Genomic DNA, 17,259 nt, shown 5'->3' on the forward strand with positions numbered 1-17,259 from the left:
TCATGCAGCACATCACCGATTTCAATCCCTGGCTGCCGGACACCCAACAGGTGACGCCGGCCCGCGAAGGCGGCAACGGTCAAATCCATCAGCCGGGCCAGTTCCGCAATGTCATCTGGCAAAACCGCGCCCGTGTGCCGGACGGTTTCGAAACCGCCCTGGTGGCGGCGCTGGAAACGATCTTCGATCAGGGCGCGGAAGAGCTGGAGCAGATCGTCAGCGCGCTGAATCAGCGCCGCCTGTTCGATCGCAGCGGCCAACCGTGGAATGAGGCGACGTTCCGCGAATTCCTTCACGTTAACGGTTTCTGAGCCACCTCCGGGAGAAGACAATGACAGCAAACACAACATCCTCCGAACAGAGCCTGCAGGACTATCTTGACCAGGGGTTGCGCGGCATGTGGTATCCGGTGCTGGCCAGCTGGGAAGTGGGCAACAACCCGGTCGGCATCACCCGCCTGGAGCAGCAAATCGTGGTGTGGCGCGACGGCGAAGGCCAGATCCACGCGCTGGAAGACCGCTGCCCGCACCGCGGCGCGCGGCTTTCCATGGGGTGGAACCTCGGCGATCGCATCGCCTGCTGGTACCACGGGGTAGAGGTCGGCGGCGACGGGACGGTGAAAGATGTGCCGGCAGTGGATCGCTGCCCGCTGGTGGGGCAAAAATGCCTGCGGTCTTACCCGGCCAAAGAAGCCTATGGCGCGGTGTTCCTCTATTTCGGCGTGACGGCGGATGAAGCGCCGGCGGCGCTGACTTTCCCGCAAGAACTGGCGGACGAAGCCTCGTACAGCAACTTCCTGTGCACCGCCAGCTGGAACTGCAACTACCAATACGCATTGGAAAACGTGATGGATCCGATGCACGGCACCTACCTGCACTCTTCCTCTCACTCGATGGCGGAAGGGGATCGCAAGGCGGATATGGGGCTGGAACCGACCGACAGCGGGTTTATCTTCAAGAAGAACGGCCAGATCGGCGTCAACTTCGACTGGGTGGAGTTCGGCAGCAGCGGCGCCTATTGGATGCGCCTGTCGATCCCATACAAGAAGCGCTTCGGGCCAGGTGGCCACTTCTGGATCATCGGCATGGTGGTGCCGGAAGACAAGGATCACTGCCGGGTCTTCTTCTGGCGCATCCGTAAGGTCAAAGACTGGCAGCGTGACATGTGGCGCTTCATGTACCGCAACCGCCTGGAATCATTGCATTGGGACGTGCTCGAGCAGGATCGCATCGTGCTTGAGAACATGGCGCCTAACGCCCGCGGCCGCGAATACCTGTACCAGCACGACGTCGGTCTTTCTCGCCTGCGCCGGATGATGCAGAAAGAGGCGCAGAAACAGCTGGCGACGTTGCGCGAGCGGGAGGCGGCGCAGTGAACGGCCTGCTGAACGGTAAACGCATCGTGGTCACCGGGGCGGCGCGCGGCCTGGGTTACAGCTTCGCTGCCGCCATCGCCGCTGCCGGCGCGCAGGTGGTGATGTGCGACATTCTGGCGGATGAGCTGGCGGCGAGCGGTGCCGCGCTGCGCGAGCAGGGCGCTCAGGTGGAAACGCAGACGATCGATCTGGCGTCACCGGATTCGATCCGCTCGGCGTTCGAAAAGATCGCCGCAGGCGGCGGGATCGACGGCCTCGTGAACAACGCGGCGCTGGCGACCGGCGTCGGCGGCAAAACCATGATGGAATACGATATCGACCTGTGGGATCGGGTGATGCAGGTCAACGTGCGCGGCACCTGGCTGGTGAGCCAGGCGGCGGTGCCGCTGCTGGCACGCAACCCGCACGCCAAGATCGTCAACGTGGCGTCGGATACCGCGCTGTGGGGCGCGCCGCGCCTGATGGCCTATGTCGCCAGCAAAGGCGCGTTGATCGCGATGACCCGATCGATGGCGCGCGAACTGGGCCCGCAGGGGATCTGCGTCAACGCCATCGCACCGGGCCTGACGCGGGTGGAAGCCACCGAGTATGTGCCCGCCGAGCGCCATCAGCTGTACGAGCAGGGGCGCGCGCTGGCCGGGGCGCAGCATCCGGACGATGTGAACGGTACGGTGCTTTATCTGCTGTCGTCGCTGGCGGATTTCGTCACCGGCCAACTGCTGCCGGTCAACGGCGGCTTCGTATTCAACTGAGGCCCGCAGGGCAGGCGCACAGCGCAGGAGCGAGAGATGGCGGACGAGCAAGCATGTAAATATCTGATCCCGGGACTGGATCGCGGGTTGCAGTTGCTGCTGGCGTTTGGCGAGCAGCATAAGGAAATGACTTTCGCCGAGTTGCATCGCCTGGTCGATATGCCGAAGGCCACCGCTTACCGGGTGGTGCAGACGCTCGAGCACCTGGGCTTTTTGGAGCGCAATCCGCGCACCAACACCTTTGCGCTCGGCATCAAGGTGCTGCGCCTCGGCTTCGAATACATCGCGTCGCTGGACGTGGCGCAGGCCGGCCAGCCGGTGATTGAGCAGCTGCGCGATCGCAGCCAGTGCAGCAGCCATCTGGCGATCCGAGACGGGCGCGACGTTATTTACATCGCCCGCGTCAGCGCCGCCGGTTCGCAGATCAATCAGGTCAGCGTCGGCACCCGTTTGCCGGTGCACCAAACCTCTCTGGGTCGCATGCTGTTGACCAGCGCCACCCGCAGCGAGTTCGAACAACTTTATCCGGACGCGCAGCTGCCGGGCAATGCGCCGGGCACCCCGGCGGATCGCGAAACGCTGTGGCAGATGGTGCAACAAGACAAAGCGCGCGGCTATGTGATCGGCGAATCGTTCTTCCGCCACGGCATCTCCTCGATCGTCTACCCGATCTTCAACCGCGAGCAGCGGGTCGAGGCGGTGGTCAGCATCATGGTGCCGTCCGATGAGATCCCGAAAGCGGATCGCGAGCGGCTGCGCATGGAAGTGCGCGACGCGGCGGAGAAAATTTCCGGCTTCCTCGGCGCGCCGCCGCAGGCCAACGTCGGCTAACCGACAGGACCGACTCTTTTACTCAGGCAGGGATAAGGCCCGTAGCAAACAGGGGCCGGGGTTCACTCATGCCTGAAAACCGTATGCAGCGAGAACGTGAGGCTGAACAATGAGCGTAATCGGAATCGAAAAATTGGAATTTGGCGTCGAAGATCTGCCAACCTGCGAAAAATTCATGCAAGACTTCGGCCTGCAGCCCGCCACGCAACATTGGGGCGAACCGCAGCGCGAATTCACTACCCTGAGCGGGGCACGGGTTGTCCTGCACCCGTTGCAAAGCGCGGCGCTGCCTGCGGCGTTTGAGGGCGGTTCTACCCTGCGCCGCATGACCTGGGGCGTGGCCTCGCCCGCCGATCTGGCGCGCCTGCAGCCGCGTTTGGCGCTGATGCCCGGCTTCCGTCAGGTGGGAGAAGAGCTGGAATGCCTCGATCCCAACGGCATGACGCTGCGCTTCGTCGTCAGCCGCCAGCAGGCGGTCGAGGTGCCGGTCACGCCGATCAACCAATGGGGCGACGTGCGCCGCATCGATCAACCCAGCCCGGTTTATTCGCAGGCGCAGCCGATCAACATTGGCCACGTGGTGTTCTTCGTTGAGGACCTGGCGGCGACCGAGCGTTTCTATCGCGAGCTGTTGGATTTCCAGGTTTCCGATCGCTATATCGATCGCGCCGTCTTCCTGCGCACCCAGGCGCGCGGCGGCCACCATAACCTGTTCCTGCTGAAGCTGCCGAACCGCCCACGGGGCCTGAACCACGTGGCGTTCACCGTGCGCGATATCCACGAAGTGATCGGCGGCGGCATCGCCATGAACAAAGAGAAGTGGAGCACCTTTATCGGCCCCGGCCGCCACCCGATCTCCTCGGCCTATTTCTGGTACGTCAACAGCCCGACCGGCGGCGCGTTCGAGTACTACACCAACGACGATTATCTGACGGAAAACTGGCAGCCGCGCGAGCTGGAGCATTCATTGGTCTCCTTCACCGAATGGGCGGTAGAGGGCGGCATCGATCACGACACGCGCCGCCAGCATAAAAAGGCGGAGGCGTTATGAACCGGCCGGAACACGCGGGCATCGTCATCGTCGGCGGCGGCCAGGCCGGCGGCTGGGCGGCCAAGACGCTGCGCGATCGCGGTTACAGCGGCCGGCTGACGGTTGTCAGCGACGAACCCTACGATTTTTACGAGCGGCCGCCGCTGTCGAAAGCGGCGCTGCTGGATGCCGCGGCTCCCCTCAGCCGGCTGTTCAGCGAACAGGCGGTGGCGGAGCTGAATATCGACTGGCGTCGCCCGCTGCGCGCCGAGTCCATCGATGCAGAACAGCAAATCGTCACGCTCAGCGACGGGCAACGGCTGCAGTTCGAGCAGTTGCTGATCGCCACCGGCGGGCGGCCGCGTGTGCCGAGCGCCGCCTGGGCGCAGCACCCGCGCGTGATGACGCTGCGTTCCTGGGACGATGCGGCCCGGTTGCGGCAGGGCCTGCAGGGCTGCCGTCGCCTGGCGATCGTCGGCGGCGGTTGGATCGGGCTGGAGATCGCCGCTTCCGCGCGCCGTCTCGGCGCCGAGGTGACGGTGTTTGAACGCCAGCCTGCGCTGTGCATGCGCAGCGTCGGCGCCGACGTCTCACAGGCGTTGCTCGAACTGCATCGCCAGCAGGGCGTCACGGTGCTGTGCGGCTGCGGCGAGATCTCGCTGGAAGATCGCGACGGCACCGCCTGGATCGGCAGCGAAGTCAGCGATCCGCAGGCCTTCGATCTGGTGGTGGTGGGGATCGGCGTTGAGCTGAATCTCGAACTGGCGCGCAGCGCCGGGCTGGCGATCGACTCCGGCATCGTGGTCGACGGCCAGGGGCGCACCAGCCATCCGGCGATCTTCGCCGCCGGCGATGTGGCGCGCCACCCGACGCTTGGCCTGTGCCTGCAGTCCTGGGCCTACGCACAAAATCAGGCCATCAGCACCGCCTGTGCGATGCTCGACGCCTTCGCCGCCCCGTATGACGACGTGGCCTGGCTTTGGTCGGATCAATACGACGCTAATATCCAGATCCTCGGCGTGCCGAGTGGCGGCGTGCACCATGTGGTGCGCCGCACGCCGCAGTCGCAGGTGTTCTTCACGCTGAACGCCGATCGGCAGCTGGTGCAGATGGTGGCGTTCAACGACGCGCGCACCATCAAGCTCGGCAAGCGTTGGTTGGCGAGCGGCCGGGTGCTGGATCCGCAGCAGTTGGCGGATGCGGAGTTTTCTTTGATGGCGTTGAAATAACGCCCGAACCTCGGGAGCGTTTTATGACTACGCAAGACATTGACGCCCGCGCTGGACGGGCGGGGGAAGCCGTTGCCGAAAATCCGCAGCAGCGGGTGCGCTGGTCGGTGCCGATCGCGCTGTTTGCCTGCGTGCTGTTGGCGTTTTTCGACAAGATCAGCATCGCGGCGCTGTTTTCCGATAGCGAGTTCCAGCAGGCGTTAGGGATCGGTTTTGACCCGGCGCGGCTGGGCTTGCTGATGAGCGCGTTTCTGTTCTCCTACGGCATTTCCTCGATGCTGCTCAGCGGCATCGGCGATCGGCTTAATCCGGTCAAGGTATTGATTGGCATGATGGTGGTGTGGGGCGTGCTGATGGTGTTGATGGGGATGGTGCGTTCCTATCACGCCATGATGACGCTGCGCATTCTGCTCGGTATCGCCGAAGGGCCGCTGCTGCCGATGGCCTATGCCATTATTCGTCAGGCCTTCCCGCCGCAGCTGCAGGCGCGCGCCACCATGCTGTGGCTGCTCGGCACGCCGCTGGGCGCCGCGCTTGGCTTCCCGGTCACCCTGTACATCCTCAATACCTTCGACTGGCAGGCCACCTTCTTCTTTATGGCGTTTCTGACGTTGCCGGTGATGTTGCTGGTGCTGTTCGGCATGCGCCACCTGAACGTCGCGCGCCCGGCGGCGGCGACCAAGCCGGCGGTGTCGGAACGCCAACAGCATCGCCGCGAGCTGCTGCGCAGCCCGCACTTTTGGATGATCTGCCTGTTCAACATCGCCTTCCTGACCTACCTGTGGGGCATGAACGGCTGGTTGCCGAGCTACCTGATCAAGGGGAAAGGCATTCATCTGGAGCATGCCGGTTATCTCTCTTCGCTGCCGTTCATCGCCATGCTGCTCGGCGAAGTGCTGGGCGCCTGGCTGTCGGACAAGCTGGATCGGCGCGCGCTGGCCTGCTTCCTGTCGCTGTGCGGTGCCGGCCTCGGTCTGGCGGTGGTGCTGCACCTGCAGGGCACCTACAGCGTGATCGCCGCCATGGCCTTCAGCACCTTTATGTGGGGCGCCGGCGCGCCGAATATTTTCGCGCTGTTGGCGAAGGCGACCAGCAGCAAGGTCAGCGCTACCGCCGGCGGTATCTTCAACGGGTTGGGCAATTTTGCCGGCGCGCTGGCGCCGGTGCTGATGGGGGCGTTGATCGCCGCCACCGGCAATATGGATAACGGCCTGCTGTTCCTGGTGGTGATGGCTTTCGTCGGCTGCCTCATTCTGCTGCCGTTACTGAGAAAGTACTGATTAATCAATCGATTCAACAGAGGAGTGACAACATGTCTCAGGTTGAGAACAAAGCCGGCGTCAAGCCGCAGGATCTGTCGATGGAAAATTGGGTGGAGTCGCGCATCGCCCGTTTCGAAGGCCGTAAATACGACTGGAACGCGCTGAAGTTCCAGGCCGACTTTGACCCGAAATACCGCCGTGCGCAGATGCGCTACATCGGTACCGGCGCTACCGGCGTGGCCAGCGACGCCAACACCATTCCGGCGGGCAATTTCACCTTCTCCACCATGGTGCTGCCGTCGAAGTGCGAGGGCCCGCTGCACCTGCACGACGACGTGGAAGAAGTGTTCTTCATGCTGAAAGGCAGCATCACGCTGATGATTCAGGATGGGGAAGAGTATTACGAAACCCGGCTGAAAGAGCGCGATCTGATCTCGGTGCCGACGGGGGTGTATCGCGGCCTGTTCAACCACGGCGAGGAAGAGGCGCTGATGTGCGTGATGCTCGGCACCGCCAAACCGGAGATCCCGACCTATCCGGCGGATCACCCGCTGTCCAAAGTGAATCGCAACTGATGAACGGCCTGGCGCAACGCCAACGGGCGCGCTGCGGGGCGTATACCCTGAGCTGGCGCGAGGCCGGGCAGGGGCGGCCGGTGGTATTGCTGCACGGCATCAGCTCCGGATCGGCCTCGTGGATCAAGCAGCTCAACGATAGCGGCCTGACGGACGGCCACCGTCTGTTGGCGTGGGATGCGCCGGGCTACGGCGGCAGCCTGCCGTTGGCGGATCCTCAGGCCGATGCTGCCGGTTATGCGGCGGCGTTGGCGGCGCTGATTGATGAGCTGCAGCTGGCGCAGCCGCTGATCGTCGGCCATTCGCTGGGGGCGCTGATCGGCAGCGCCTATGCCGCCGGCTATCCGGACGGGTTATGTGGATTGGTGTTGGCGGATCCGGCGCAGGGCTATGCCACGGCGCCGGAGGAAAAACGTCGGCAGGTGTACGGCCAGCGCCAACAGATGATAGAGACGCTGGGGCCGGTGGGCTACGGCGAGCAGCGGGCGGCGGCCTTGCTGCGTGAAGGGGCGGATCCGCAGGATATCGCCTGGGTGCGCAACGGCATGCAGCAGCTCGATCCCGACGGTTTTCTGAGCGCAGCCTGGATGCTGGCCAACGACGATATCGGCCGCTATCTGGCGCGCTATCGCGGCCCTCTGGAAATCTGGTGCGGTGAACAGGATCGCATTACGCCGCCGGAGAAGGCGGCCGAGCTGGCGCGTGAGCAGGACGCGACGCTGCGTTTGATCGCCGCCGCCGGCCATGCCAGCTACCTCGACGCGCCGGCGTGTTTCAACCGCTATCTGCGGGACTTTACGGGAGCAATCCAACGATGAATTTTCAGCTTGAGAATCGGGTGGCGGTGGTGACCGGCGGCTCGTCGGGCATCGGTTTCGAAACCCTGAAACTGCTGCTGGCCGAAGGGGCGAAGGTGGCGTTCTGCGGCCGCGATCCGGACAAACTGGCCGGCGCAGCAGCCAGCCTGCGTGCGGAGTTTCCGCAGGCGGAGATCCTGGCGCTGCGCTGCGACGTACTGGACGCGCAGCAGGTGGCGCAGTTCGCTGACCAGGTGACGGCGCATTTCGGCGGCGTGGATCTGCTGATCAACAACGCCGGTCAGGGCTTCGTCGCCCATTTTGACCAAACGCCGCGCGAAGCCTGGTTGCATGAGGCCGAGCTGAAGCTGTTCGGCGTGATCAACCCGGTGCAGGCGTTCTTACCGGCGCTGGAACGGTCGACGATCGCGTCGATCACTTGCGTCAACTCGCTGCTGGCGCTGCAGCCGGAAGAACACATGATCGCCACCTCGGCGGCGCGCGCCGCGCTGCTCAACATGACGCTGACGCTGTCGAAAGAGCTGGTGGGCAAAGGCATTCGCGTTAACTCGATCTTGCTGGGGATGGTGGAGTCGGGCCAATGGCGCCGCCGTTTCGACGAGCGCAGCGATAAAGATCAAAGCTGGGAGCAGTGGACGGCGGCGATCGCCGAACGCCGCGGCATCCCGATGAAGCGCCTCGGCAAGCCGCAGGAGCCGGCGCAGGCGCTGCTGTTCCTCGCTTCGCCGCTGGCTTCCTTTACCACCGGCGCGGCGCTGGACGTATCCGGCGGCTTTAACCGCCATGTGTAGCAGGGGCCGATAAAGATGAAGAAGATCATGATGATTGGCTACGGCGCGATGGCGAAGGAAGTGATCGCCCGTTTGCCGGAAGGCGTGGAGGTCGGTTGGATCCTGGCGCGCGCGGCTCATCATGCGGCGATCGCCGAGGCCTTTGGCGGGCGGGTGCAGGCGTTGACCCATCCCGAGCAGTGTTTGCAGCGGCCGGATCTGGTGCTGGAGTGCGCCAGCCAGCAGGCGGTGGCGGAGTTCGGCGAAGCGGTGCTGCAGCGCGGTTGGCCGCTGGCGCTGATCTCGACCGGCGCGCTGGCGGACGCCGCATTGCAACAGCGGCTGCAGCAGGTTTGCCGCCGCCATCACGGGCAGTTGATCGTGTTGTCCGGTGCGGTGGCGGGGATGGATGGGCTGGCGTCGGCGCGCGAAGGCGGGCTGGAGAGCGTGACCTATCAGGCCAGCAAAAGCCCGGCCAGCTGGCGCGGCAGCCCGGCGGAGCAGCTGATCGACCTCGATGCGGTGAGCGAAGCGCAGGTATTTTTTGAAGGGTCGGCGCGCGAAGCGGCGCGTTTGTTCCCGGCCAATGCCAACGTGGCAGCCACCATTGCGCTCAACGGCCTGGGGATGGACGCCACCCGGGTACGCCTGCAGGTCGATCCCGCCACCCGGCGCAATACCCATCGTCTGCAGGTGTGCGGCGACTTTGGCGAATTTCACATCGAGCTGAGCGGCACCCCGCTGGCGAGCAATCCCAAAACATCAACCCTGGCGGCGCTGAGCGCGGTACAAGCCTGTCGCCGTCTGGTGGACGGCGGTTTTATTGCCTGAACGGCAGGAGCGGAGCATGGAACGATTGAATATTTTTGTCGCCGGGCGCTGGCGTGAAGGGCGTGGCGAAGAGATGGCTTCGGTATTCCCGGCCGACGGCAGCGTCAACGCGCGGCTGCGTGCCGCGAACGTCGAGGACGTGAACGAGGCGGTGGAAGCAGCGGAACGCGCCTGGCGCGCGCCGGAATGGCGTGGGCTGGTGCCGCACCAGCGCGCCTCGATCCTCTACCGCGTCAGCAACCTGATTCTGGCGCAGCAGGAACAGTTGGCCGAGCTGCAGACCCGCGACAACGGCAAGCCGCTGGCGGAAACCCGCGGGCTGGTGGCCAGCGCGGCGGCGACCGCGCGCTACTTCGCGGCCGCCTGCGAGGTGTTGGAAGGCGAGCTGCCGACCCCGCGCAGCGCCGAGGTGATGACGCTCAGCCAGTATCAACCGATGGGGGTGATCGCCGCCATTACGCCGTGGAACTCGCCGATCGCCAGCGAAATGCAGAAGGTGGCGCCGGCGCTGGCAGCGGGCAACGCGGTGGTGCTCAAACCGGCCGAAGCCACGCCGCTGATGGCGCTGAAGCTGGCCGAGCTGTTCGAACAGGCGGGCCTGCCGGCTGGGCTGCTCAGCGTGTTGCCGGGCAAAGGTTCGGTGATCGGCGAGGCATTGGCGCGCCATCCGCTGGTGAAAAAGATCTCCTTTACCGGCGGGACCAGCACCGGGCGTCATTTGGCGCACATTGCCGCCGACAAGCTGATCCCCACTTCGCTGGAATTGGGCGGTAAGTCGCCGACCATTGTGCTGGAGGACGCCGATCTGGAGCAGGCGGCGCGCGGCATCTGCTACGGCATTTTCAGCTCCGCCGGCCAGGCGTGCATCGCCGGTTCGCGGCTGTTCGTGCATCGTTCGCTGTATCAGCCGCTGCTGGCGCGCTTGACCGAACTGACGGCGGGGCTGCGCATCGGCAACCCGCTGGTGCCGGGCGTGCATCTCGGCCCGCTGATCAGCGCCAAACATCGGCAAAGCGTGGCGGACTACGTGGCGCTGGCGCGGCAGGAGGGCGGTCGGGTGATCATCGGCGGCGAAGCGCCGGCCGATCCGCAGCTGGCGAGCGGTAGCTATTACCTGCCGACCATTATTGAAGGCTTGAACAACGACGCCCGCGTCTGCCAGGAAGAGATCTTCGGCCCGGTGCTGGTGGCGCTGCCGTTTGACGATGAGCAACAGCTGATCGAACAGGCCAATGACTCGGTGTACGGCCTGGCGGCCGGCATCTGGAGCCGCGACTTCCCTCGCGCGATGGCGCTGGCGGAGCGGCTGGAAACCGGCACCGTCTGGGTCAATACCTACAAAACGTTCTCGATTTCCACGCCGTTCGGCGGTTTCAAGGAAAGCGGGCTGGGCCGCGAAAAGGGCCTGAACGGCATCAAGGCCTACATGCAGCAGAAAAGCGTGTATCTGGCGCTGAGCCATCAGGTGAACCGCTGGAGCGACTAGGCCGACACCTCTACGCATAACCCTAATAACGAATACCCTAAGAAGGCAGATGATGAGCGATAAAATCACGGTTGGCGAGGCGATAGCCCGGACTCTGGAACAGTATGCGGTGTCGGCGATGTACGGCATCATTTCGATTCATAATCTGCCGATCGCCGATGCGGTGGGGCAGCGCGATAAAATTCGCTTCGTGCCGGCGCGCGGCGAAGCGGGGGCGGTCACCATGGCCGACGCGCACGGGCGTTTCTCCGGCCTGGGCGTAGCCTTGACCAGCACCGGCGCCGGCGCCGGCAACGCGGTGGGGGCGATGATTGAGGCGCTCAACGCCAACACGCCGCTGCTGCATATCACCGGCCAGGTGGAAAAAGCCTATCTGGACGCCGACGCCGGTTTTATTCATGAAACTCGCGATCAGCTTGGCTTCCTGCGCGCCTGCTCCAAGCGCGCTTACCGGGTCAATTCGCCGGAGCAGGCGGTGGCGGTGATCCAACGGGCGATCCTGGATGCGCAAACCGTGCCGTGCGGCCCGGTGGCGGTCGAGATCCCGATCGATATTCAAAGCAGCCTGGTTTCCCGTTCGGTGCTGACCGAGCCGTTGGCGCCGGCGCCGCTGCCGAAGGCGGACGATGCGGCGGTGGAACGGCTGCATCAGCGGCTGAAACAGGCCAAGCGTCCGCTGCTGTGGTTGGGCGGCGGCGCCTTGGCCTGCGGCGACGCGGTGCGCAAGCTGGCGGACGCCGGCGTGGCGGTGATCTCCAGCACCCACGGGCGCGGCATTCTGCCGGACAGCCATCCGCGCAGCCTGCGGGCGTTCCATAACTCACCGAGCATCGAAGCGATCCTGACGCAGTGCGATCTGACGCTGGTGGCCGGTTCGCGCCTGCGCAGCAATGAAACCCGTACCTGGACGCTGCCGCTGCCGCGCCCGCTGGTGCAGATTGACATCGATCCGGCGGCGGCCAACCGCAACTATCTGGCCGATGAACAGATCAACGGCGACTGTGCGGCGCTGCTGGCGGCGCTGGCGGCGCGGCTGTCCCCCGGCGAGAAGGTCAACGCCGAGTGGGATGCCGAGATCGCGGGGGCGGTGCAGCAGGCGGAGAGCGCGCTGCGCCAGCAGTCCGGTGAATACGCCAAACTCAACGACGCCATCGACGCCGCGCTGCCGCAGGACGGGCTGTTGGTACGCGATATCACTGTTTCCGGCAGCGTCTGGGGCAGCCGGTTGTTCCGGGCGATCTCGCCGCTGTGCAACATTCACTCGCTGGCGGGTGCCATCGGTATGGGGCTGCCGATGGCCATCGGCACCGCGATTGCCAACCCGCAGCGCAAGGTGGTGGGGCTGGTGGGCGATGGTGGTCTGGCGCTGGGCCTGGGCGAGTTGGCGACCATGGCGCAGGAACAGGTGAATATCACCCTGCTGATCATGAACGACGGCGGTTATGGCGTGATGCGCGGCATTCAGGACAAGTACTTCGCCGGGCGCCAGTATTACAACGAGCTGCATACGCCGGCGTTCACCCAGATTGCCGAAGCGATGGGGCTGAAAGCCTGGAAGGTGGACGCAGCGGCACAGTTCAACGGCGTGCTGGCCGAAGCGATCAACTACCCGGGGCCGTCGGTGGTCGAGGTGGACATGAAACAGGTCGGGCCGCTGACTTTCGCCGGGCCGCCGCAGAAAACGCTGTATTGATACGATAAAAAACGCCCGGCGATTGCCGGGCGTTTTCGTGGTTATTTCTCTGCCGCGATGCGATCGCGAATGTGCTGCGCACGCGCTTGGGAAGAAGGGTGGTCGTCGAACAGGCTGCTCTGGCGGCCGGCTTCCATCTGAGCCAGCTTCTCGAAGCTGGTGGCCAGGCCGTTCGGATCGATGCCGCGCTTTTTCAGCAGATCGAACGAGTAATCATCCGCTTCGCTTTCCTGCTTCTGCGAGAACTGGGCGCTGACCAGCTTCTCGCCGATGTCCGCCAGCTGCGACTGCGACAGCGAGCCGATGACGCCGCCGGCGGAGGACGCCGCGGTGCGCAGCGCCACGGTGCCGTAAGCCACCTGCATCGCCTTGCGGGTGTGGCCCAGCGCCACGTGGCCCATTTCATGGCCCAGCACGCCTTCCACTTCGTTGTCGTTCATCATGTCCATCAGGCCGCTGTAGACGCGGATGCAGCCGTTGGCCATCGCCCAGGCGTTGACGTCTTTGGTCACGTAGACCTTGTAGTTGGCCGGGGTGCCGTTGATGTTGTCGCCCAGCGCCGCGGCGATTTTGTTGAGACGCTTGGCGTAGGTGCTGTCGGCCGGGGCGATTTGTGCCTTGCTGTCCATCTCGGCGCAGGATTTATCACTCAGGGCCTTAACGTCGTTGTTGCTCAGGGTCGCCGCCTGGAACGCCTGGGCGCCGGACTGCATCAAGGTTTCGGTATTCAGGTTTTGACAGCCGGTTGCCAAGGTGGCAATGCCCAACGCAATCAAAGAGGTACGGATCTTCATAACGCCATCTTCCTGTGAAGGTAACAAGGTAAAAGAATCATTTTGCTTGGAGGAAATCTTGTCGCAAGAGCCTAGTGTACGCCAGACGGGGCGAGAATAGTGTTATTCCGAAAAAGCGTCCAATCGTGCTAATAAGTGGTGAACTCGCTCTCATTTGGCATTAGGGATTGCCGTTGTGATGTGGAGTCTGAGAAAATAGGGAACTTGACTGCTTTTTTTATCCGACCTGGAGTAAAACATGTCCTCTCGTAAAGAGCTTGCCAACGCCATCCGCGCACTCAGCATGGACGCCGTACAAAAAGCAAATTCCGGCCACCCGGGTGCCCCTATGGGCATGGCGGACATCGCCGAAGTCCTGTGGCGTGACTACCTCAACCACAACCCGACTAACCCGCACTGGGCTGACCGCGACCGTTTCGTGCTCTCCAACGGCCACGGCTCCATGTTGATTTACAGCCTCCTGCACCTCACCGGCTACGACCTGCCGATGCGCGAGCTGGAAAACTTCCGTCAGCTGCACTCCAAGACCCCAGGGCACCCGGAGTACGGCTACACCCCAGGCGTTGAAACCACCACCGGCCCGCTGGGCCAGGGCATCGCCAACGCCGTCGGCTTCGCCATCGCCGAACGCACCCTGGCGGCGCAGTTCAACCGCCCGGGCCACGATATCGTTGACCACCACACCTACGCCTTCATGGGCGACGGCTGCATGATGGAAGGCATCTCGCACGAAGTTTGCTCTCTGGCCGGTACCCTCAAGCTCGGCAAGCTGACCGCTTTCTACGATGACAACGGCATCTCCATCGACGGCCACGTCGACGGCTGGTTCACCGACGACACCGCCCTGCGTTTCGAAGCCTACGGCTGGCACGTGGTGCGCAACGTCGACGGCCACAACCCGGACGCCATCAAGGCCGCGATTGAAGAAGCCCGCAAGGTGACCGACAAGCCGTCGCTGCTGATGTGCAAGACCGTTATCGGCTTCGGTTCGCCGAACAAGGCCGGCACCCATGACGTGCACGGCGCCGCGCTGGGCGCCGCCGAAGTGGCCGCCACCCGCGAAGCGCTGGGCTGGAAATACGCCGCCTTTGAAATCCCGCAGGACATCTACGCCCAGTGGGACGCCAAAGAAGCCGGCCAGGCCAAAGAAGCGGCCTGGAACGACAAGTTCGCCGCCTACGCCAAGGCCTTCCCGGAGCAGGCTGCCGAGTTCAAGCGCCGCATGAACGGCGAGCTGCCGGCCGACTGGAAAGCCGACGCCAGGGCGTTCGTGGAAAAACTGCAGGCCAACCCGGCCAACATCGCCAGCCGCAAGGCGTCGCAGAACGCGCTGGAAGCGTTCGGCAAGGTGCTGCCGGAGTTCCTGGGCGGCTCTGCCGACCTGGCGCCGAGCAACCTGACCATGTGGTCCGGCTCGAAAGCGCTGAACGTTGACCCGGCGGGCAACTACATTCATTACGGCGTGCGCGAGTTCGGCATGACCGCCATCACCAACGGCATCGCGCTGCACGGCGGCTTCCTGCCGTACTCGGCGACCTTCCTGATGTTCGTGGAATACGCCCGCAACGCGGTGCGCATGGCGGCGCTGATGAAGCTGCGCAACGTGTTCGTCTACACTCACGACTCCATCGGTCTGGGCGAAGACGGCCCGACCCACCAGCCGGTGGAGCAGCTGGCGAGCCTGCGCGTGACCCCGAACATGAGCACCTGGCGCCCGTGCGACCAGGTGGAGTCGGCGGTGGCGTGGCAGTACGGCATCGAGCGCAACGACGGCCCGACCACCCTGGTGTTCTCGCGTCAGAACCTGACCCAGCAGCCGCGCACCGCAGAGCAGCTGGCGAACGTGTACCGCGGCGGCTACGTGCTGAAAGACTGCGCGGGCACGCCGGACGTCATCCTGATTGCCACCGGCTCCGAAGTGGGCATCACGGTGGAAGCGGCGGACAAGCTGACCGCGGCGGGCCGCAAGGTGCGCGTGGTGTCGATGCCGTCGACCGACGCGTTCGACAAGCAGGATGCGGCGTACCGCGAGTCGGTGTTGCCGGCGGCGGTAACGGCGCGCGTGGCGGTGGAAGCGGGTATCGCGGACTACTGGTACAAGTACGTGGGCCTGAACGGCGCCATCGTGGGCATGACCACCTTCGGTGAGTCGGCGCCGGCGGAGCAGCTGTTCGCCGAGTTCGGCTTCACCGTGGACAACGTGGTGGCCAAGGCGCAGGCGCTGCTGAAGTAAGCGGCCTGGCGCAAGCCGATAAAAAAGCCGGTCATCGTGACCGGCTTTTTTTATGGGCGTAACCCGCGCTTACGACGCGACGTTGGCGCTTTCGACGCTGCGCAACCGGTCATAAGCCGCCGCCAGCAACAGCACCAGCAGCGTAGGCTGTAGCCAGACCAGCCCCTGTTCGGCCAGCGGCAGCTTATCGAACCAGGCGGGCAGCAGGCCGCTGAAGCTGGAGGCTTTCAGGCCGTCGGCGAGGCCAAACACCAGGCTGGTGGCGATCACCGGCGCGAAGACGCGCTTGGCGCTGCGCCAGCGGTTCTGGCTGAAGCTGAGCAACACCAGCGCGATGCAGGGCGGATAGATCGCCGTCAGCACCGGTAGCGAGACGCGGATCAGGTTGGCCAGCCCCATGTTGGAGACCAGCATGGCGAAGAGGGCGAGGATAACCACCAGCGTGCGGTAAGAGAGCGGCAGGTAGCGAGAGAAGAAGTCCGCGCAGGCGCAGGTCATGCCGACCGCCGTCACCAGGCAGGCGATGAACATCAGCACTGCCATAAAGACGCTGCCCAGATCGCCGAAGGTGTGTTGCACATAAGCGTGCAGGATTGCCGCGCCATCCTGAGCGCCACTCTCGACCAGGCTGCCGCTGCCGGCGCCGAGTTTGAACATGCAGATATAGACCAGCGTCAGGCCGACGCCGGCGATCAGGCTGGCCCACAGGGTGTAGCGCAGCAGCAGGCCGCTGTCGCTGACGCCGCGCGAGCGGGCGGCGGTGACGATAATCGAGCCAAACATCAGCGCCGACAGCGTGTCCATAGTTTGATAACCCTGCACGAAGCCGGTGGAAAACGCCGATGCCTGATAGCTGCCGACGGCGGAGACCGGTTCACCGGCGGGCCAAACCAGGGCGGCGATGCCGAGCGCGGCCAGTGCCAGGATTTTCAGCGGCGCCAGAATATGGCCGACGTTATCGAGCAACCGGCCGGGATACAGCGAGACGATCATCGCCAGGGTAAAGAACAGCAGGCTGTAGATGAACTGCGGCAGGGCGCCGTCGCCGGTGAAGGGCGCGATGCCGAGGGCGAAAGAGACATTGGCGGTTCGCGGCGTGGCGAACAGCGGGCCGAGCGCCAGATAGCAGACGGTCGCCAACAGCAGGCCGGCGGTGCGGCCGATGGGGCCGGTCAGCAGGCTGATGCTGCCGCCGACGCGCGCCAGCGCGATCACGGCGATCACCGGCAAGGCGACGGCGGTCACCATAAACCCGAGGGCGGCCGGCCACAGATGTTCGCCGGACTGCAGCCCCACCAGCGGGGGGAAAATGATGTTGCCGGCGCCGACAAACAGGGCGAAGGTCATAAAGCCCAGGGCGATAATGTCTTTCGGGGATAAATTCTTGGTCATAACGGTATGGCACTGCCTGTATTCATGAAATAAACGGCCTGCTGCGGAATGGATAACTGCAGAGGGCAGGCGCAGAGGGCAGCGAGCGCCCGCAAAATTTTCGTCTGGCAGGATATAATAATTCGGCGACAAAAACCTGATTAATCCAGCGCTGTTTATCCTGGCGTGAACCGGCCGCACAGAGGGAT

At 64.3% G+C, this 17,259-nt stretch carries 16 protein-coding genes; 14 read left to right on the top strand and 2 right to left on the bottom strand.

Annotated elements, in window-relative coordinates; translation table 11 throughout:
* The first annotated feature begins 2 nt into the window (after window positions 1-2).
* The 13 genes from ACUXAC_RS20495 (at window position 3) to ACUXAC_RS20555 (ending at window position 12,652) form a co-directional block, all read left to right on the top strand.
* Entirely contained in the window at window positions 3-311 is a 309-nt protein-coding gene (locus tag ACUXAC_RS20495; protein ID WP_004937617.1) for a recombinase-like helix-turn-helix domain-containing protein, read from the top strand.
* A gap of 20 nt (window positions 312-331) precedes the next feature.
* Window positions 332-1,375 carry an aromatic ring-hydroxylating oxygenase subunit alpha gene (locus tag ACUXAC_RS20500; protein ID WP_060422701.1) on the top strand — a complete coding sequence of 348 codons (1,044 nt, stop codon included), beginning with the start codon at window positions 332-334 and terminating at the stop codon, window positions 1,373-1,375.
* Window positions 1,372-2,127 carry an SDR family oxidoreductase gene (locus ACUXAC_RS20505; protein WP_047729877.1) on the top strand — a complete coding sequence of 252 codons (756 nt, stop codon included), beginning with the start codon at window positions 1,372-1,374 and terminating at the stop codon, window positions 2,125-2,127. Before ACUXAC_RS20500 ends, ACUXAC_RS20505 begins: the two co-directional genes overlap by 4 nt.
* Window positions 2,128-2,163: 36 nt before the next feature.
* Entirely contained in the window at window positions 2,164-2,958 is a 795-nt protein-coding gene (locus tag ACUXAC_RS20510; protein ID WP_004937625.1) for an IclR family transcriptional regulator, read from the top strand.
* A gap of 109 nt (window positions 2,959-3,067) precedes the next feature.
* On the top strand, window positions 3,068-4,009 hold the full coding sequence (locus tag ACUXAC_RS20515) for a VOC family protein (protein WP_047729878.1): 942 nt from the start codon (window positions 3,068-3,070) through the stop codon (window positions 4,007-4,009).
* Window positions 4,006-5,217, top strand: a complete 1,212-nt coding sequence (locus ACUXAC_RS20520; RefSeq protein ID WP_060422706.1) for an NAD(P)/FAD-dependent oxidoreductase — start codon at window positions 4,006-4,008, stop codon at window positions 5,215-5,217. Before ACUXAC_RS20515 ends, ACUXAC_RS20520 begins: the two co-directional genes overlap by 4 nt.
* A gap of 23 nt (window positions 5,218-5,240) precedes the next feature.
* Window positions 5,241-6,497, top strand: coding sequence for an MFS transporter (locus ACUXAC_RS20525; protein WP_038874278.1), 1,257 nt, complete (start codon window positions 5,241-5,243; stop codon window positions 6,495-6,497).
* A gap of 32 nt (window positions 6,498-6,529) precedes the next feature.
* Window positions 6,530-7,054, top strand: a complete 525-nt coding sequence (locus tag ACUXAC_RS20530) for a cupin domain-containing protein (protein ID WP_454266861.1) — start codon at window positions 6,530-6,532, stop codon at window positions 7,052-7,054.
* Window positions 7,054-7,872: an alpha/beta fold hydrolase gene (locus ACUXAC_RS20535; RefSeq protein ID WP_049274194.1), complete on the top strand. Its 819-nt coding sequence runs from the start codon at window positions 7,054-7,056 to the stop codon at window positions 7,870-7,872. Before ACUXAC_RS20530 ends, ACUXAC_RS20535 begins: the two co-directional genes overlap by 1 nt.
* A complete protein-coding gene (locus tag ACUXAC_RS20540) occupies window positions 7,869-8,663 on the top strand; it encodes an SDR family oxidoreductase (protein WP_047570596.1) in 795 nt (264 codons plus the stop codon). The genes ACUXAC_RS20535 and ACUXAC_RS20540 overlap by 4 nt, the downstream gene beginning before the upstream one ends.
* A gap of 15 nt (window positions 8,664-8,678) precedes the next feature.
* Window positions 8,679-9,473: an aspartate dehydrogenase gene (locus tag ACUXAC_RS20545; protein WP_060441057.1), complete on the top strand. Its 795-nt coding sequence runs from the start codon at window positions 8,679-8,681 to the stop codon at window positions 9,471-9,473.
* Window positions 9,474-9,489: 16 nt separating this feature from the next.
* The gene (locus ACUXAC_RS20550; protein WP_089186445.1) at window positions 9,490-10,959 is read left to right on the top strand and encodes an aldehyde dehydrogenase; all 1,470 of its coding nucleotides are present in this window, start codon (window positions 9,490-9,492) and stop codon (window positions 10,957-10,959) included.
* Between the two features lie 52 nt (window positions 10,960-11,011).
* Window positions 11,012-12,652 carry a thiamine pyrophosphate-binding protein gene (locus ACUXAC_RS20555; RefSeq protein ID WP_421115158.1) on the top strand — a complete coding sequence of 547 codons (1,641 nt, stop codon included), beginning with the start codon at window positions 11,012-11,014 and terminating at the stop codon, window positions 12,650-12,652.
* A 41-nt stretch (window positions 12,653-12,693) separates the two neighbouring features.
* Here the strand turns inward: ACUXAC_RS20555 and loiP are convergent, their stop codons facing one another.
* Window positions 12,694-13,446, bottom strand: a complete 753-nt coding sequence (gene loiP / locus ACUXAC_RS20560; protein WP_019456034.1) for a metalloprotease LoiP — start codon at window positions 13,444-13,446, stop codon at window positions 12,694-12,696.
* Window positions 13,447-13,684: 238 nt separating this feature from the next.
* Between loiP and tkt the strand changes: the two genes are divergently transcribed.
* A complete protein-coding gene (gene tkt, locus ACUXAC_RS20565) occupies window positions 13,685-15,679 on the top strand; it encodes a transketolase (protein WP_149571405.1) in 1,995 nt (664 codons plus the stop codon).
* Between the two features lie 69 nt (window positions 15,680-15,748).
* Here the strand turns inward: tkt and brnQ are convergent, their stop codons facing one another.
* On the bottom strand, window positions 15,749-17,071 hold the full coding sequence (gene brnQ, locus ACUXAC_RS20570) for a branched-chain amino acid transport system II carrier protein (protein ID WP_060441283.1): 1,323 nt from the start codon (window positions 17,069-17,071) through the stop codon (window positions 15,749-15,751).
* Window positions 17,072-17,259 lie beyond the last annotated feature (188 nt).

This window comes from Serratia sp. 121840015-1 (assembly GCF_053627655.1).